The organism is Brachybacterium sp. AOP24-D1-21 (assembly GCF_052378665.1).
In the GTDB taxonomy this organism is placed as follows: Bacteria; Actinomycetota; Actinomycetes; order Actinomycetales; family Dermabacteraceae; genus Brachybacterium.
This window is the reverse complement of the sequence record NZ_JBQSXX010000001.1, coordinates 3,229,087-3,245,812: the sequence shown is the minus strand read 5'-3', so window position 1 is coordinate 3,245,812 and position 16,726 is coordinate 3,229,087. Positions and strand designations below refer to the sequence as shown.

14 protein-coding genes are annotated in these 16,726 nt (G+C 68.5%); 10 read left to right on the top strand and 4 right to left on the bottom strand.

Annotated elements, in window-relative coordinates; genetic code table 11:
- Window positions 1-100: 100 nt before the first annotated feature.
- The 9 genes from ACT3UF_RS14555 to ACT3UF_RS14515 all read left to right on the top strand — a co-directional run bounded on the left by ACT3UF_RS14555 (window position 101) and on the right by ACT3UF_RS14515 (window position 11,205).
- Window positions 101-1,678 (top strand): ABC transporter permease subunit, encoded by a 1,578-nt coding sequence (locus ACT3UF_RS14555; protein ID WP_442331735.1) that lies wholly within the window; start codon window positions 101-103, stop codon window positions 1,676-1,678.
- Between the two features lie 20 nt (window positions 1,679-1,698).
- Window positions 1,699-2,619 (top strand): sugar ABC transporter permease, encoded by a 921-nt coding sequence (locus tag ACT3UF_RS14550; protein WP_441444346.1) that lies wholly within the window; start codon window positions 1,699-1,701, stop codon window positions 2,617-2,619.
- 101 nt (window positions 2,620-2,720) lie between these two features.
- Window positions 2,721-4,424 (top strand): glycoside hydrolase family 13 protein, encoded by a 1,704-nt coding sequence (locus ACT3UF_RS14545; protein ID WP_441444345.1) that lies wholly within the window; start codon window positions 2,721-2,723, stop codon window positions 4,422-4,424.
- A gap of 80 nt (window positions 4,425-4,504) precedes the next feature.
- Window positions 4,505-5,761, top strand: coding sequence for a carboxylate--amine ligase (locus ACT3UF_RS14540; protein ID WP_441444344.1), 1,257 nt, complete (start codon window positions 4,505-4,507; stop codon window positions 5,759-5,761).
- 35 nt (window positions 5,762-5,796) lie between these two features.
- The gene (locus ACT3UF_RS14535) at window positions 5,797-7,071 is read left to right on the top strand and encodes a carboxylate--amine ligase (RefSeq protein WP_444608399.1); all 1,275 of its coding nucleotides are present in this window, start codon (window positions 5,797-5,799) and stop codon (window positions 7,069-7,071) included.
- 174 nt (window positions 7,072-7,245) lie between these two features.
- Window positions 7,246-7,728, top strand: a complete 483-nt coding sequence (locus ACT3UF_RS14530) for a YbhB/YbcL family Raf kinase inhibitor-like protein (RefSeq protein ID WP_444608398.1) — start codon at window positions 7,246-7,248, stop codon at window positions 7,726-7,728.
- 198 nt (window positions 7,729-7,926) lie between these two features.
- Entirely contained in the window at window positions 7,927-9,174 is a 1,248-nt protein-coding gene (locus tag ACT3UF_RS14525) for a glycosyltransferase family 4 protein (RefSeq protein ID WP_444592602.1), read from the top strand.
- A complete protein-coding gene (locus ACT3UF_RS14520; protein ID WP_442331734.1) occupies window positions 9,171-9,896 on the top strand; it encodes a TVP38/TMEM64 family protein in 726 nt (241 codons plus the stop codon). Before ACT3UF_RS14525 ends, ACT3UF_RS14520 begins: the two co-directional genes overlap by 4 nt.
- A gap of 49 nt (window positions 9,897-9,945) precedes the next feature.
- The gene (locus tag ACT3UF_RS14515) at window positions 9,946-11,205 is read left to right on the top strand and encodes a glycosyltransferase (RefSeq protein ID WP_441446306.1); all 1,260 of its coding nucleotides are present in this window, start codon (window positions 9,946-9,948) and stop codon (window positions 11,203-11,205) included.
- Here ACT3UF_RS14515 and ACT3UF_RS14510 read toward each other — a convergent pair.
- From ACT3UF_RS14510 to dnaK, 4 genes are all read right to left on the bottom strand, one after another.
- Window positions 11,189-11,629, bottom strand: a complete 441-nt coding sequence (locus tag ACT3UF_RS14510) for a heat shock protein transcriptional repressor HspR (protein ID WP_441446305.1) — start codon at window positions 11,627-11,629, stop codon at window positions 11,189-11,191. The genes ACT3UF_RS14515 and ACT3UF_RS14510 overlap by 17 nt on opposite strands.
- A 116-nt stretch (window positions 11,630-11,745) precedes the next feature.
- On the bottom strand, window positions 11,746-12,768 hold the full coding sequence (locus tag ACT3UF_RS14505; RefSeq protein WP_441446304.1) for a DnaJ C-terminal domain-containing protein: 1,023 nt from the start codon (window positions 12,766-12,768) through the stop codon (window positions 11,746-11,748).
- A gap of 126 nt (window positions 12,769-12,894) precedes the next feature.
- Window positions 12,895-13,572, bottom strand: a complete 678-nt coding sequence (locus tag ACT3UF_RS14500) for a nucleotide exchange factor GrpE (protein WP_441446303.1) — start codon at window positions 13,570-13,572, stop codon at window positions 12,895-12,897.
- A complete protein-coding gene (gene dnaK / locus ACT3UF_RS14495) occupies window positions 13,572-15,431 on the bottom strand; it encodes a molecular chaperone DnaK (protein WP_442331733.1) in 1,860 nt (619 codons plus the stop codon). The genes ACT3UF_RS14500 and dnaK overlap by 1 nt, the downstream gene beginning before the upstream one ends.
- A gap of 305 nt (window positions 15,432-15,736) precedes the next feature.
- Here dnaK and ACT3UF_RS14490 point away from each other — a divergent pair, with 305 nt between their 5' ends.
- Complete coding sequence (locus ACT3UF_RS14490) at window positions 15,737-16,474, top strand: TnsA-like heteromeric transposase endonuclease subunit (RefSeq protein WP_442331732.1); 738 nt, start codon at window positions 15,737-15,739, stop codon at window positions 16,472-16,474.
- Window positions 16,475-16,726 lie beyond the last annotated feature (252 nt).

Below are 16,726 nucleotides of genomic sequence, written 5' to 3'. Positions count from 1 at the left end.
GATCGTGCCCGCCGCCCTCGTGGCGGGCACGATCGATCGGCGTCCTCGCCTCCCGCCACCCTGCACTCCGCCCTGATCCCCTGAAAGGCACAGTCGCCTCATGACCTCGACGCACGCCCCTGCGCACCGGACGCGGTCCACGTCGGTCCCGGCCGTGGTCACCCGAGTCCTGGTGCTCGGCATCACCCTCGCGCTGACGGTGTTCATCGCCCCGGTGCTGATCTCCCAGCAGTCATGGATGTGGCTGACGGTGCTCCTGCTCGCCGCAGCAGGGATATTCGTCCTCTACTCCACCAAGCGCTTCGTGCCGGGCAAGTACCTGTTCCCGGGCTCGGTCTTCCTCGCCGTCTTCCTGATCCTGCCGATCGCCCTGACGGTCGGCTACTCCTTCACCAACTACGGCGACGGCACCCGCGGCACCAAGGAGCAGGCGGTCGGCTCGATCATCGCGAGCTCGGTGCAGCAGAGCCCCGACGCCCCGCGCTACGCCATGACGGTGGCGACCTCGGGCACCGCGGCCGAGGGCCCCTACGAGCTCTTCCTGGTCGACCCCGATGCCGGCACCGTGCTCAGCGGCGACGCCGAGAACGCGCTCGAGGAGGTCCCCGCCGGGGACGTCACCGTCGTCGACGGCCGCGTCACCGAGGTCGACGGGATGACCGTGCTGAACGCGGGCGAGGTCAACGCCATCTACAACGAGCTGATGGAGCTGGCCGTACCGGTGGACGAGTCCACCGCCGTGCGCCCGCTGGGCGTGAACCAGGCCTTCGTGGGAACCACGGTGCTGCAGTACGACGAGGCTGCGGACGCCATCACGGACACCGCGACCGGTGAGGTGTACACCGTCGGCGTGATAGGCGACGAGGAGTACTTCGTGGATTCCGAGGGCCAGCGGGCCTTCTCCCAGAGCTGGCTGCAGAGCGTGGGCATCTCCAACTACGAGCGGCTGTTCACCAACCCGACCGTGGCCAACCAGTTCGTCTCCGCCTTCGTGTGGACGCTGGTGTTCGCCGCCGGCTCGGTGCTGCTGACCTTCGCGCTCGGTTTCGCCCTCGCTCTGATCCTCAACGATCAGCGCCTCAAGGGCCGCCGCGTCTACCGCTCGATCCTGATCATGCCGTACGCGATCCCCGGCTTCATCTCCCTGCTGGTCTGGTCGAACTTCTACAACCAGGAGTTCGGTCTGATCAACCAGACGCTCGGGCTGAACCTGAACTGGTTCGGCGATCCGACGCTCGCGCAGACGGCGGTGCTGCTGACGAACCTGTGGATGGGCTTCCCCTACATGTTCATCGTCTCCACCGGCGCTCTGCAGGCGATCCCCGATGAGCTGACAGAGGCCGCCCGGATGGATGGCGCGTCTCCGCTGCAGGCCACCTCGAAGATCGTGCTTCCGCTGCTGCTGGTGGCCGTGGCCCCGCTGCTGGTCTCCTCCTTCGCCTTCAACTTCAACAACTTCAACGCGATCGAGCTGCTCACCGGCGGCGGTCCGTTCCCCGACGGCTCTGGTCGCGGTTCCACGGACATCCTCATCTCGATGGTCTACCGCATCGCCTTCGGCGGCTCCGGAGCTGATTTCGGCTTCGCCTCCGCGGTCTCCGTGTGCCTGTTCATCCTCACCGGTGTCCTGGCCGCCATCCAGTTCCGATTCACCAACGTCCTCGAAGACGTCAACTGAGCCCGCGGGAGAGGTCCATCATGAGCTCCACCACTGTTCCGCCCGTCAGCACTTCTGCTCCGCAGGTCGGCGCGAAGCACCGCATGCCCTTCGGTCGCTGGTTCACCGAGATCGGCTGGCGGCACGTCGTCGGCGTGTTCGCGGTCATCTTCGCCGTCTTCCCGATCCTGTTCGTGATCTCCGCATCCCTGAACCCGAGCGGTTCGCTGACCTCCGCCGGCCTGGTCCCCACCCAGGGCGTCACCTTCGATCACTACGCGGCGATGCTCAGCGGCGAGCGCGCGAACTTCCTGCGCTGGTACCTGAACACCATCATCGTGTGCGGCGTCGTCGCCACCGGTCAGGTGTTCCTCTCGCTGCTGGCCGCCTACGCCTTCAGCCGCTTCCGCTTCCGCGGCCGCCGCGGCGGCATGCTCGCAGTCCTGCTGATCATGATGTTCCCCGCGATCCTGTCGATGATCGCGGTGTACACGATGATCTCGGACCTCGGCGACGCGGTGCCGATGCTGGGCCTGAACACCCTCGCTGGCTACATCGCGGTGCTGATGGGGGGCGCCTTCGGCCAGGTCTGGCTGATCAAGGGCTTCTTCGACACCATCCCGAAGTCCCTGGACGAGGCCGCGATCATCGACGGCGCCACCCACTGGCAGGCCTTCCGCAAGATCCTGGTCCCCTCGATGACCCCGATCCTGGCGACCACGCTGCTGTTGGCCCTGGTCGGCTCGATGAGCGAGTTCCTGATCGGCTCGATCTTCCTCACCGACGACTCCAAGAAGACCCTCGCCGTGGGCATGTACGGCATGTTCTCCTCGGATCGCTCCAACAATCTGGGCGTCTTCGCCGCCGGCTCGGTCATGGTCATGGTCCCGGTGATCATCCTGTACCAGTTCCTGCAGCGATACATCGTCGGCGGCTCGACCGCCGGCGCCGTCAAGGGCTGACCCGCCCGCCCACCGAACCTCGCCGCACCCACCTGGCCCGTCGGCACGGGCCAGTCGGTGCGGCGCGTCGCATCACCCCCTGTTCCACCGGAAGGACCGCCATGACCCCCCAGACCTCCCTCGCTGCGCGCACCGCCGAGCAGCAGACCTCCCCGGACCTGCAGTGGTGGCGTGATGCCGTCGTCTACCAGGTCTACCCCCGCTCCTTCGCCGATTCCGACGGCGACGGCATGGGCGACCTGCCCGGCGTGACCGCCCGCCTGCCCTATCTGCGCGATCTCGGGGTCGACGCGATCTGGCTCTCGCCCTTCTACACCTCCCCGCAGAAGGACGGCGGCTACGACGTCTTGGACTACCAGGACGTCGACCCCCGCTTCGGGTCGCTCTCCGACGCCGACGAGATGATCGCTCGCGCCCACGAGCTGGGTCTGAAGGTCATCGTGGACATCGTCCCCAACCACTCCTCGGATCAGCACGTGCTGTTCCAGCAGGCGCTCGCGGCCGGGCCCGGCTCGCCCGAGCGAGACATGTACGTCTTCGCCGACGGCAAGGGCGAGGACGGGGAGCTGCCGCCGAACAACTGGACCTCGATCTTCCACGGCCGCGCCTGGACCCGCGTCACCGAGGCCGACGGCACGCCCGGCCAGTGGTACCTGCACATCTTCGACACCAGCCAGCCGGACTGGAACTGGGAGAACCCGCGGGTGCACGAGCTGTTCCAGGACGTGCTGCGCTTCTGGCTGGATCGCGGCGCCGACGGCTTCCGCGTGGACGTCGCCCACGGCATGATCAAGCCCGAGGGACTGCCGGATGCGACGGTCAACTCCACCGGGCTGATCGACATCCCCGAAGGCGAGGTGCCGATCTACTTCGACAACGACGGCGTGCTGGACATCTATCGCGAGTGGCGCCCGATCCTCGACTCCTACGAGGGCGACCGCATGATGGTGCTCGAGGCCTGGATCCCCGAGCACCGCCTGCCGCTGTACATCGGCGACGAGAAGGCGCACCAGTCCTTCAACTTCGGCTTCCTCCAGGCCCGCTGGGGGGTGGAGACGATGCGCGCGGCGATCGAGAAGCCGCTCGCGCTGGCCGATGCGGTGGGCTCCCCCACCACCTGGGTGCTCTCGAACCACGACGTGATCCGGCATGCGAGCCGCTACGGCTTCGCCCCGGACTACGAGTTCGGCGAGGGGCTGCGCCGCGACGAAATCCCCGATGCGGAGCTCGGCCTGCGCCGCGCCCGCGCCGCGACCCTGCTGATGCTCTCCCTGCCCGGCTCCGCCTACCTCTACCAGGGCGAGGAGCTGGGCCTGCCCGAGGTCAGCGACATCCCCGACGAGCTGCGCGAGGACCCCTCCCATCTGCGGGCCGGCGTGCCCGGCCGCGACGGCTGCCGCGTGCCGCTGCCGTGGACGCAGGACGCACCGGGCTACGGCTTCTCCCCCACCGGGAAGAGCTGGCTGCCGCAGCCGGAGGCCTTCGGTCCCCTGGCCGCCGACGCCCAGGACGGGGTGGAGGGCTCGACGCTCGAGATGTACCGCACGGCGGTGCACCTGCGTCGCGAGCTGGGCTTGGGCCGTCCCGATGCCGCGGTGGTCTTCGCCGAGGACCTCCCCGCCGGAGTGCTCGGCGTGATCCGCGGTGACGTCACGATCCTCGTGAACACCACCGACGCTCAGGTCGAGCTGCCGGCCTCCTCGGTCGCAGGCGATCTCGCCTCGGCCGAGGTCCTGGTCGCCTCCGCCCCCACCTCCCCGGGCACGGTCCCGGCGGATACGGCGGTGTGGCTGCGCACCTCCTGAACGTCGCACGGATCACGCCCGGCCGCCGGAGGACGCCGTCCTCCGCGGTCGGGCGTGATCGCGCCGCTAGGATCGCCTCCATGCGTCCTTCCCCCTCGGTCGACCCCGGATTCGACGTCGTCGTGCTCGGGGCCGGGCTGAACTCCCTGAACCTCACCATCGCGTTCCACCAGCAGTACGCGATGCGCTGCACCACGGTGGTGCGCGTCCCCGTGGCGATGAACGAGCGCACCGTGACCTCGGACCTGCTGGTCCTCGGCGCCGACGCGAGCGATGAGGACATGCGCGATGCGCTCATCGATCTCGCCTCGCAGCGGCCGGCCGGCAGGCCGGCGCTCCTGCTGACCAATGCGGACTCCCTGATCGATGTCATCGATCGCTTCCGGGAGGATCTCGAGCAGCATTACCTGCTCGCCCAGGTCGATGCGCAGCTGCTCTCCCGCCTCGCTGACAAGGCGGAGTTCGCGGAGATCTGCGAGGAGCTCGGCATCGGCACCGTGCCGACGGTGATCGTCGACTTCTCCCGCACCTCGGAGCCCGGCTGGAACGGCGGGGAGGAGCTCCCCTGGTCCTACCCAGTGGTGGGCAAGGCAGCGAACACCGCCGAGTATCACCACGTGCAGTTCCCGGGGAAGAAGAAGGTGTTCTTCCTGGAATCCGCCGCCGAGCAGCAGGACCTGGTGCGTCGGCTGCGGGAGTCGGGCTTCACCGGGCGCTTCCTGTTCCAGGAGCTGATCGAGGGCGATGACACCGCCCAGCGCTCGATCACCGCATATCGCAGCAGTCGCGGAGAGGTCACCCTGCTGTGCGCCGCGCAGGTGCTCCTGGGTGAGCACACCCCCGACGCGCTGGGCCGGCCCGCGGCGATGATCACCGGGGACTTCCCGTCGCTGACCACCGCCGCCGAGCGTTTCCTCGACGCGGTGGACTACGTCGGCTTCGCGAACTTCGACGTGAAGATCGACCCGCGCACCGGCCGGGAGTGCTTCTTCGAGATCAACCCGCGCATCGGCCGCAACAACTACTACGTGACCGCCGCCGGGGAGTCCGTGGCCCGTCACGTGGTCGAGGACCGTGTGCACGGCCGGGATCTCGAGCAGGTGGTGGTGACCGCTCCGGTCCTCTACACGATCCTGCCGCTGCGCCTGGTGCTGCGTTATGTGCGCGATCCCGCTCTGGCCGAGCGGGTCCGCCGCGTGGCGCGCACCCACCTGCGCAACCCCTTCCGGTACGGTCCGGAAGGTCTGTGGATGCGTGCCTATTCGGTCGTCTCCGGACTGAACTTCGTGCGCAAGTACCGCGCCGTCTACCCGCGTCCCACCGACACCGGATTCTGAGCTCCGGTCCGAGCCCCCTGGAAGGTCCTCCCCCGATGCCCGACACCCCGCCCCGCCCGTATGCCACTCTGCCGAGCTCTGAGGTCGATCTGGTGCTGCTCGGTGGTGACATCGGCATCTATGCGCTCGCGCGCGCCTTCCACGAGAAGTACGGCACCGTCTCCACGGTGGTGACCCGCAAGGTCGCCGGGCCGGTCGCGGACTCCTCGATCCTGCGCACGGTCGAGCTGGGGATGTCCGCTTCGGAGGAGGACATGGTCCAGGCGCTGCTCAAGGTCGGTGCGGACAAGGCCTCGCGCCCCTCCGGCACCCGCCCGGTGCTGCTGGCCAATGCCGACTTCCTGGTGGCGCTGATCGCCGCCCACCGCGAGGAGCTCGGCAAGCTCTTCCATCTGCCGCTGCTGGCCGATGAGGTGCTGCATGCGGTCGCGGACAAGGCGACATTCTCCAAGATGTGCACCGAGATCGACGTGCCCACACCCCGGACGGTGGTGCTGGACTTCGCCTCCGGGACCGCTCCTGAGCTGCCCGAGCTGGACCTGGGCTGGCCGCTGGTGGCCAAGGCGTCGCGATCCTCGGCGTACAACGCGGTCTCCTTCCCCGGGAAGCGGAAGGTGTTCGAGATCGAGGATGTCCACCAGCTGAAGGACCTGATCTCCCGACTCACCGCCGCCGGGTACCGGGACCGCTTCGTGCTCCAGGAGATGATCCCGGGGGATGACACCGCGATGCTCTCGGTCACCGCCTATGTCGATACCCAGGGCGCGGTCACCCTGCTGGGAGGCGCTCAGGTGCTGCTCGAGGAGCACACCCCGGGTGCGCTCGGGAACCCCGCGGCGATGTTCACCACCGACCTGCCCGAGGTGTTCGAGCAGTCGGTGCGCTTCCTCGAGCACAGCGGCTACCGCGGGTACGCGAACTTCGATGTGAAGATCGACCCGCGCGATGGCGTCGCCAAGTTCTTCGAGGTGAATCCCCGCATCGGCCGCAACAACTACTACATGACCGCTGCCGGCGCGAATGTCGCCGAGCCGGTGGTCGCAGACCTCATCGAGGAGCGGGAACTGACGCGCCTGGTGCCGCGCAAGGAGATCCTCTACTCGATCGTCCCCTGGCCGCTGCTGCGGCGCTACATCGTGGACCCGGACCTGCGGGACCGGGTCCAGCAGATCCGCACGCAGGGCACCGTCCATCCCCTGGCCTACGGGGTCGAGGGCAGCAGGCGGCGCCTCTACGTCCTCACCGCGATGGCGAACCAGGTCAAGAAGTTCCTGCAGCACTATCCCCGTCCCTCGGCTCACGGTTTCTGATCCGTCGGCCGGCGGCCCAGGTTTCCTGACCCTCCGGCCAGCGGCTTCCAGTTTCTGACCCGTCGGCCGGCGGCTTCCAGTTTCTGACCCGTCGGCAGGCGGCATCTGAGCCTTCAGCTCGCGGGGACGGGCAGGTGGTCGACATCCCCACCGGACCTGCCTAGTCTGGCGGGTATGACCGAGACCACTTTCCTTCTGACCTCGAACGCCACCCCCAGCGGCTCGGTGGTGGCTCCGCAGCAACTGGTCGCGAGCCTCGGCGGTGAGAACCTCTCTCCCGATCACCGCTGGAGCGATGCTCCCGAGGGGACCCGTTCCTTCGCCATCACCTGCTATGACCCCGATGCCCCGACGGGCTCCGGCTTCTGGCACTGGGTGGCGTGGGACCTTCCGGCGTCGGAGAGCTCGCTGCCGCTCGGGGTGTCCCGTGAGGACTCCTCGCTGAAGCAGGCACGGAACGATTTCGGCAACCACGGCTATGACGGCCCGGAGCCGCCGCCCGGGGCCCCGCACCGCTACCAGTTCTCCGTCCACGCCCTGCCCGTGGAGACTCTGGACATCGCTCCGCAGGACCCGCATGTGGGTGCCCGTTTCGCGATCTTCTCCCAGCAGCTCGGCTCTGCGTCGTTTACAGCCCGTTATCAGGTAACGAGTTGAAACACTAGGGGGAAACTCTCCGCGACGGGTCGGGCGCGCCCCGTATCACCGCATCGGGACCGGTCGTAGGCTCAAAACATGAACGGGCCGACATCGCAGAGCATCCACGGAGGTCAAGTATCAGACCTCGGTCTGATACGTCTCCCCCGCACGGCGGACGCGCGCTCGACGCCGGGGTGGGAAGCTGAAGACGTGAACATGCTGACGAAGCGCCCCGGTCCCCGAGCGATGAGCGAGCCGCGCCGCCCCCTGCGCGTACTGATCACCACCGACTGGTGGGAGCCCGTGGTCAACGGCGTGGTCGCCTCCGTCCAGACGCTGCGGCGCGGGCTCGTCGCGCTCGGCCTCGACGTGCGGGTGCTGACACTCTCCCAGGGAATCCGTCCCCATCACGAGCCCGGCGTCTACCGCATCGGCTCGGTCTCCGCGGCGCTGGTCTACGACCGGGCGCGGATCGGCATGCCCTCGAGCCGCCGCGTGCTGCGCGACATCCTGCAGTGGCGACCTGATGTCGTCCATTCACAGGCGGAGTTCTCCACGTATGTGTGGGCCCGTCGCATCGCCCGCACCCTCTCGGTGCCGCTGGTGCACACATACCACACCATCTACGAGGACTACACCCACTACTACTCCCCCAGCCGCACCATGGGCCGCAAGGTCGTCGAGACCTTCTCCCGCTGGGTGCTCGCAGGGACCGACGCCGTGATCGTGCCGACCGAGAAGGTCTCCGGGCTGCTCCGCGGCTACGGCGTGCACCGCCCGCTGCACGTGATCCCGACCGGCCTGGACCTGCGCAAGTTCCGCCCGGCACAGAGCCAGCAGGAGCGTGAGGACATCCGCGCGCTGCGCGCGGAGCTGAGGATCGCGGAGGGGCAGAAGGTCCTGATCTCGATCTCCCGCCTGGCCAAGGAGAAGAACCTCGACGAGGTGCTCGAGATGGTCGCTGCAGCGGACCGCCCCGACGTCGTGCTGGTGATGGTGGGCGATGGACCCCACCGGGCCGAGCTCGAGGCTCATGCCGTCTCGCTCGGCATCTCGGACCGGGTCCGTTTCACCGGGGTGGTGGATCCGGCCGAGGTCCAGCGCTGGTACCGCGTGGGGGACGTGTTCGTCAGCGCCTCCCTCAGCGAGACCCAGGGACTGACCTTCATCGAGGCGATGGCCGTCGGGCTGCCACTGCTCGCCCGTCGTGATCCCTCGCTCACGAACGTGATCATCGATGGCCGCACGGGCTGGCAGTACCAGGATGCCGCTCAGTTCTCGGACCAGCTGAGCGCCCTGCTCGATGATCCGCTGCGACGCGAGCAGATGTCCGTGGCGGCGCTCGAGCACGCCCATGCCACCTTCGGTGATCAGGATTTCGCGCGCAGCGTGCTCAATGTGTACGAGCAGGTCAATGCGCAGCGCCCCCCGCTGATCGACCACCGAGAGTCGGTCGCAGCATGAGCACCAGCACCGACAGCCTCCCCATCGTCCAGACCGTTCGCCCGCTGCCTGCGCCGGTGCGTGAGCGGACGGCCCCGCCCCGGGTTCGCCCGCTGCCGGTGCGCCCGTCGCAGGTTCGCCCGTCACAGGTTCGCCCGCGCCGGGATCCGCTGCGGATCGCCGCCCAGCTCTCCCCGCTGCTGGGGCTGGGCCTCAGCGTCGGGCTGATCTGGTGGGGGCTGCAGACAGGAGTGCTGCAGTCGCTCGAGAATCTGCAGGCGTTCATCGACACGCTGGGGGCCTGGGGACCGATCGTCTTCATGGTGGTCTCCGTCGCCTCAGTCGTGTTCCCGATCGTGCCCGGCGGGCTGCTGGTGCTCGCCGGCCCGGTCCTGTTCGGTGCAGTCGAGGGCACGCTCTACAACTACGCCGCGGTCACTGCCGGCTCGATGCTGAACTTCCTCATCGCCCGGCACGTCGGACTGTCGCTGATCGAGCGGCTGTTCCGCCCGCGCACAGTCGAGAAGTTCCTCGGCTGGACCCGCAGCCCCCATTTCACGCGCGCCTTCGCCACCGCGATCGCGCTGCCCATCGCCCCCGACGATCTGCTCTGCTACATCGCCGGGACCACCAAGATGCGGTGGCGCACCTATGTCTGGATCATCCTGCTGTGCAAGCCGTGGGCTCTGATCGCCTATGGGCTCGGCGTCAGCGCATTGGTGATGCGCTTCCTGCCCTGGTGACGCTTCCTGCCCTGGTGACACTTCCTGCCCTGGTGAACGGAGCCACGACATGTTCATGAGATCTCGCGCCCTGCGGCGCCCCGCCCCTCTCCGGGAGCGCGCCCTGCGCCGGCTGGATCGGCTCGCGCACGGCGTGCTCCCCGGTGGCGGGCCGCGCGGCGTCCGGCATCCGGACGAGCCGCTGCGGGTGCTGATGCCGCGCGGGCTGACGGGCCTGGCCCGGGAATCGGGCATCGGCGCGGCGATGCGTCATCAGGAGTCGGCGGTGCGCACGCTCGGCCATCAGGTGGTCACCTCTCCCCTGCGCCCCTTCGACGCGGTGCACCTGAACACCCCCTTCCCGGACACTCCGGTGCTGGCGCGGTGGGCACGGCTGTGGCGACGTCCGGTGCTGGTATGGGCCCACTCCACCGAGGATGACTTCCGGGATTCCTTCACCGGGTCGAATCAGCTCGCCCCGCTGTTCCGGCGCTGGATCGCGCACCTGTACCGGCGCGGCGACGTGGTGATCACCCCCAGCGGCTACTCGCGAGATCTCGTCTCCGCCCCGAAGTACGGGATCTCGGCACCGATCCGGGTGCTCTCCAACGGTGTGGACACCAGCTTCTTCCGGGCGGATCCGACGGCCCGGGCGCAGCTGCGGGACCGGCTCGGACTCGCCCCCGACGCCCCCGTGGTGATCAGCGTCGGCATGCATCTGGTGCGCAAGGGGATCCTGGACTGGGTGGAGGTCGCCCGGCAGCTGCCTGAGGTGAGCTTCGTCTGGTTCGGGCGCACGGACCCGCGCCTGCTCACCGCCGAGGTCCAGCGGGCACTGGCGAGTGCCCCGCCCAATGCGCTGTTCCCCGGCTATGTGAACGCGGACCGGCTGCGGGAGGCCTACGCCGGGGCGGATGTCTTCGCCTTCCTCACCAAGGAGGAGACCGAGGGGATCGTGCTCTGGGAGGCGCTGGCCACCGAGATCCCGACCCTGGTGCGCGGCATCCCGCTGTACCGCGACGCGATGCCCGACGGGGTGCTCACGCACCAGGTCTGCGGGGACGGGCCCGAGTTCGCGGGTCAGGTCGCCCGGAAGCTCTCCGCGCTGCTCGCCGGAGAGCTCGAGGACCTCACCGCTGCCGGTCGCCAGGCCGCCGAGGGGGTCGACCTCGCCCAGGTGGCGCTGCAGCTCGAGGAGATCTACCACCTCGCCGGGGTGCTGACTCCTCCCAGCACCGCCGCAGTCACCAGCTCCCCCGCCGTCGGGAGCACTCCCGCAGTCGGGAGCGCCTCCGCGATCAGAAGTGGCGAGATCAGGACCGGCGAGTAGGCCGCCACACCACCAGCGCGCTGCCGCTGCTGCGCCGCCGGGGACGTTCACCGCGGCGCAGAGCGCTGATCTCACCGTCCCGATCGGCGGAGAACACGCGCCGCTGAGCGGGGGTCAACGCGCCGAGCTTCTCGCGAACGCTCTCGAGCTTGCCCTCGAGCTCGCTGACCTCGTCCTGCAGCTCGAGAATCCGCTTGATGCCGGCGAGGTTGATGCCCTGGTCCTGGGAGAGTGCCTGGACCTCCTGGAGGCGGACCACATCGCGGGGGCTGTAACGGCGGCCGCGTCCCCGGGTACGCTGCGGGACGACCAGTCCGAGACGGTCGTACTGGCGCAGGGTCTGCGGGTGCATCTCGGACAGCTCCGCCGCGACCGAGATGACGAAGACCGGGGCGCGGTCATCGAGGCGGTGCGAGAAGGCCATCGGGGTGCTCCTTCCGAAGCTCTGCAGCGTGCGGGTGCGTTCTCAGCTCATCGTGCTCAGCAGACGGGTGCTCAGAGGGTGGGTGCTCAGCAGGCGCGTGCTCAGCACGTGGATGCTCAGCGGGCCGCGGCCTCGGTGAGGCCGGCGCGGGGGTCCTCGTCGGCCAGTGCTGCCCGCAGGTCCTCGATGGCCTGCTTCGCCGCGCCGTCGACGTGGGTGGGGACCGCGACCTGCACGGTGACGTGGAGGTCGCCGGTCTTCTTCTTGGTGACCAGTCCCTTGCCCCGCACTCTCAGGGTACGACCGGAGGGCGTGCCGGGCGGGACCTTCACGGAGACGGTGTCGCCGTCGAGCAGCGGGACCGCCACGGTGGTGCCGAGCACCGCCTCGTCGAAGGAGATCGGCACCGTGATGCGCAGGTTCACGCCGTCGGCGCTCCAGACGGGGTGCTCTTCGACGTCGAGGGTCAGGAGCAGGTCGCCGGCGGGCGCGCCGCCGGGGCCGGGTCGGCCCTTGCCGCGCAGGCGGATCTTCTGCCCGTCGTGCACGCCGGCGGGAATGCGCGTGGTGATGGTCCTGCCGTCGACGGTCAGGCGCAGATCGGTGCCCAGCGCCGCATCGCGGAAGCTGACCCGGGTGCGGGCGGAGGTGTCGGAGCCCTTCGCCGGGGCGCGATTCGGCGAGAAGCCGGCGGGACCGGCGCCGCCGAAACCGCCGTTGCCGAAGCCGCCGCCCTGGCCGCCGAACATCTTCAGCAGATCATCGATGTCGGGGTTGCCGGCGCCGCCGCCGGGGGCGGGGCGAGCGCCGGGGTGGCCGCCGCCGCCGAACATCGAGGAGAAGATGTCCTCGAATCCGGCCCCGCCGGGACCGCCCTGGCCGGCGGAGAAGCGTGCGCCACCGGCGCCCATGGCTCGGATCGCGTCGTACTGCTGGCGCTGCTCCTCATCGTTGAGGACCGAGTAGGCCTCGCCGATGCTCTTGAACTTCTCTTCAGCTTTGGCGTCGTCGGGGTGGTGGTCGGGGTGGTACTTGCGGGCCTGGGTGCGGTAGGCCTTCTTGATGTCCTGGGCGCTCGCGTCCTTGGAGACGCCGAGGACCGCGTAGAAGTCCTTGTCGAGCCAGTCCTGTTGGGACATGTGCGTCTCCTTCCGAGAGCGGGGATGGTGAGGGGGTTGGTGCTGTGTGCGATACGGAGAGGGAGGTGCGGGGCCCGCCGGTCGTGATGACCGGCGGGCGCCGCACCGCCTCAGGGGTGGGGAGGGTCAGGCGGGGCCCCGGGTGCCGACCCGGGCCGGTCGCAGGATCCTCTCGTGCATCGAGTAGCCGGGCTGCATGACCATCGAGATGGTGTTGGTCTCGACGTCATCGGCGTCCTCGTGCATGAGGGCCTCGTGGAGGTTCGGATCGAACTGCTCCCCCACGGCGCCGAAGCGCTTCAGGCCATGCGAACCGAGGACCTCCTCGAGCTTCTGGGCGATCGAGTGGAACGGGGTGCCTTCGACGATGTCGCCGTGCTGGCGGCCCAGCTCCACGTCGTCCAGCACGCCGATCAGCGAGCCGAGGACGCGAGCCACTGCCGCGTCCTTGCTCACCTCCGCCGCGCCCTCGATGCGCCGGCGCGAGTTGACGTATTCCGCCTGCTCACGCTTGAGCTGCTCGGAGAGCTCGGTGACCCGGCCCTCGAGCTCGGCGACTCGGCCGGCGTCGGCCGGGAGTGAGGAGTCCTCTCCGCCCTGGGCGGCCTGCTCGAAGAGCGCCGCAGCCTCGGCGTCGAAGGGGTCGACCGGGTCGGTGCCGCCCTGCGCCTCCGCCGCGGGGGTGGACCCCGAGGGACGGACGGAGCCGTCCTCGGGGTTCACCTTGCGCTTGTCGGTGAAGGAGAACCTCGGCTCGCCCTCAGGCCGCTCGCGGTCCTCAGGAGTGCTCTGGCCCTCGGTCATCACTTCTTCTCCTCGTCCTCGTCCACGATCTCGGCGTCGACCACGTCGTCATCGTCAGCACCGGCAGCGTCCTCGGAAGCGCCCTCGGCACCTTCCGCACCCTCGGCCTGCGAGTAGATCGCGGTGCCGACGGCCTGCAGCGCCTCGTTGAGGGAGTCGCGCTTGGCCTCGAGGTCCTCGGTCGAGGAGTCCTCCTTGGCCAGCACGTCCTTGGACTCCTTGATGGCGTCCTCGGCCTTTGTCTTGTCGCCGTCCTGGATCTTGTCCGCGTTGTCCTTGAGCAGCTTCTCGCCCTGGTAGACGAGCTGCTCGAGGGTGTTGCGGGCGTCGGCGTTCTTGCGGCGCTCCTCGTCCTCGGCGGCGTGCTCCTCGGCGTCCTTCACCATGCGGTCGATGTCCTCATCGGACAGGGCGGAGCCGCCGGTGATCTGGATGGACTGCTCATTGCCGGTGCCGCGATCCTTGGCGGTCACATGCACGATGCCGTTGGAGTCGATGTCGAAGCTGACCTCGACCTGCGGGATGCCGCGCGGCGCGGGGGCGATGCCGGTCAGCTCGAAGGTGCCGAGCAGCTTGTTGTCCCGGGTGAACTGACGCTCGCCCTGGAACACCTGGATCGCCACGGAGGGCTGGTTGTCCTCGGCGGTGGAGAAGACCTCGGAGGTCTTGGTGGGGATGGCCGCGTTGCGCTCGATGAGCTTGGTCATCACGCCGCCCTTGGTCTCGATGCCGAGGGAGAGCGGGGTGACGTCCATGAGCAGGACGTCCTTGCGCTCACCCTTGATGACCGCGGCCTGGAGCGCGGCGCCGACGGCGACGACCTCGTCAGGGTTCACGGACTTGTTGGGCTCCTTGCCACCGGTGAGGGCCTTGACGACCTCGGTGACGGCCGGCATGCGGGTGGAGCCGCCGACGAGGACCACGTGGTCGATGTCGGAGACGGAGACGCCCGCATCCTTGATGACCTGGTGGAAGGGTGCCTTGGTGCGCTCGAGCAGGTCCGAGGTCATGTCCTCGAACTGGGCCCGGGTGAGCTTCTCGTCCAGGTGCAGCGGACCGTTCTCGGTCATCGACAGGTACTGCAGCGAGATGCTGGTGGAGGTCGAGGCGCTGAGCTCCTTCTTGGCCTGCTCAGCGGCTTCCTTCAGGCGCTGCAGGGCGATCTTGTCCTTGGACAGGTCCACCCCGTCCTTGTTCTTGACCTGCGAGACCAGCCAGTCCACGACCTTCTGGTCCCAGTCGTCGCCGCCGAGGCGGTTGTCGCCGGCGGTGGCCTGGACCTGGATGGTCGAGCCCTCCTCGTCCTTGCTCACCTCGAGCAGGGACACGTCGAAGGTGCCGCCGCCGAGGTCGAAGACCAGGATCTGCTCGTCGTCCTTGCCCTTCTCCAGGCCATAGGCGAGAGCCGCAGCGGTGGGCTCGTTGATGATGCGCAGGACGTTCAGGCCCGCGATGGTGCCGGCGTCCTTGGTGGCCTGACGCTCGGAGTCCGAGAAGTACGCGGGGACGGTGATGACCGCATCGGTCACGGCCTCGCCCAGGTAGGACTCGGCGTCCTTCTTCAGCTTGCCGAGGATTCGGGCGGAGATCTCCTGCGCGGTGTACTTCTTCTCGTCGATCTCCTGGCTCCAGTCGGTGCCCATGTGGCGCTTGACGGAGGCGATCGTGCGATCGACGTTGGTGACGGCCTGGCGCTTGGCGACCTCGCCGACGAGGACGTCGCCCTGCTTGGAGAAGGCCACGACCGACGGGGTGGTGCGGGAGCCCTCGGCGTTCGCGATGATGGTGGGCTGGCCACCCTCAAGCACGGCGACGGCGGAGTTAGTGGTACCGAGGTCGATTCCGACGACACGGGACATGGGAGCCTGCCTTTCTGCGACGGGTGCGCCGCAACGGGTTCGTGCACTGCCGACCGTCGGGGCCGGCGGCAAGACTTGAGCTGTACTCGCTCAAGTAGAAAACTCTGGATCGACGTTGTCAATCCAAGGATCACTGAACTTGAGCACACTAGACTCAACTTCGTCCTGGCCAGGTTCATTCCCATGCGGCAAGGATGTGGTGCAGGGCACTTTTGTAGGTTCTCGCCCAACTTGGCCAGTTCTCACTTTCTTGGCCAGTGCGTGTCAGATTTCTCGCCGACCTGTCAGACGGGCACGATGGACGTGTGGGCGGACGCGAGGTGTTCCTCCGGTACTGCACCGTCGCCGGCGACGAGGTCGCGACGACGTGGGAGCAAGCACGTGCCGATCTGATCGTCGAGGGACTCCCCGTGCGAGTGCCGCCGACCTACCGGGGCCAACGCAGCTACCCAGGATTGTTCTGGGCCGCGACCAATGATCGAACTCTGGTCTACGAGAGCTTGCTTGAGCTGGATCGTCTCTGGTTGGCGGACTTCGATCCGGCAGTGACCAGAATCTGTACCCAGCCGTTCCAGGTCACCGGCCTCGACGGTATGGACGCGCGTTCGCACGTGCCCGATGTGCTGCTGATCGATGACGACGGCACGGCGACCGTCGTCGACGTGAAGCCCGCTGCGCTCGTCGAGAAGCCGCGGGTCCGTGCGCAGTTCGAGTGGACGCGTCGACTCTGTCGCGACAAGGGCTGGCGCTACGAGGTCTTCACCGGCGGGAACTCCATCATGCTGCGCAACATCAAGCTGCTTGCCCTCGGCCGGCGGCCCGGCCGATTGCCGGATGGGTACCTGGCAGAGGCGCGGGCAAGATTGGACGATACCGAGACCACGTTGGGCAAGATCCTTGCCCGCAGGCCCGTGACCTGCCATGAAAGTCGGTGGCACGCGGCGGTCTTCGCGCTCGCCTGGTCCGGTGAGGTCACGATCGACCTCCGCCATCCCGTGAACGCCGAGACGATCCTCCAACGCACCGCCGAGGTGACGGCGTGAGCGCGGAGAGCCTGAACACATCGGTAGGGGCGCGGCTCTGGTACGAGGGCGCAGCCTGGACAGTCGTCCAACTCGATGGGTCCGCAGTTCTGCTGCGGTCGGCCGACCGGTTCATACGCGTCCACGCGCCCGCTCTGGTGGGCGTTGCCCGGCCACTGGACGATCCCGGGCAAGAGGAGAGACCGCATACCGAGCTTGATGCGGTCATCCTCGCCGGGCTGACCAGAGCTCAGCGATCTAGCATCGAGGCCG

Bases quoted from the DNA above. Each gene is read 5' to 3' on its own strand.
- ACT3UF_RS14525 (WP_444592602.1), top strand. From the start codon at position 7,927: ATGCTGACGAAGCGCCCCGGTCCCCGAGCGATGAGCGAGCCGCGCCGC.
- ACT3UF_RS14515 (WP_441446306.1), top strand. From the start codon at position 9,946: ATGTTCATGAGATCTCGCGCCCTGCGGCGCCCCGCCCCTCTCCGGGAG.
- ACT3UF_RS14505 (WP_441446304.1), bottom strand. From the start codon at position 12,768: ATGTCCCAACAGGACTGGCTCGACAAGGACTTCTACGCGGTCCTCGGC.
- ACT3UF_RS14555 (WP_442331735.1), top strand. From the start codon at position 101: ATGACCTCGACGCACGCCCCTGCGCACCGGACGCGGTCCACGTCGGTC.
- ACT3UF_RS14535 (WP_444608399.1), top strand. From the start codon at position 5,797: ATGCCCGACACCCCGCCCCGCCCGTATGCCACTCTGCCGAGCTCTGAG.
- ACT3UF_RS14510 (WP_441446305.1), bottom strand. From the start codon at position 11,629: ATGGCCTTCTCGCACCGCCTCGATGACCGCGCCCCGGTCTTCGTCATC.
- ACT3UF_RS14530 (WP_444608398.1), top strand. From the start codon at position 7,246: ATGACCGAGACCACTTTCCTTCTGACCTCGAACGCCACCCCCAGCGGC.
- ACT3UF_RS14540 (WP_441444344.1), top strand. From the start codon at position 4,505: ATGCGTCCTTCCCCCTCGGTCGACCCCGGATTCGACGTCGTCGTGCTC.
- ACT3UF_RS14545 (WP_441444345.1), top strand. From the start codon at position 2,721: ATGACCCCCCAGACCTCCCTCGCTGCGCGCACCGCCGAGCAGCAGACC.
- ACT3UF_RS14520 (WP_442331734.1), top strand. From the start codon at position 9,171: ATGAGCACCAGCACCGACAGCCTCCCCATCGTCCAGACCGTTCGCCCG.
- ACT3UF_RS14500 (WP_441446303.1), bottom strand. From the start codon at position 13,572: ATGACCGAGGGCCAGAGCACTCCTGAGGACCGCGAGCGGCCTGAGGGC.
- ACT3UF_RS14550 (WP_441444346.1), top strand. From the start codon at position 1,699: ATGAGCTCCACCACTGTTCCGCCCGTCAGCACTTCTGCTCCGCAGGTC.
- dnaK (WP_442331733.1), bottom strand. From the start codon at position 15,431: ATGTCCCGTGTCGTCGGAATCGACCTCGGTACCACTAACTCCGCCGTC.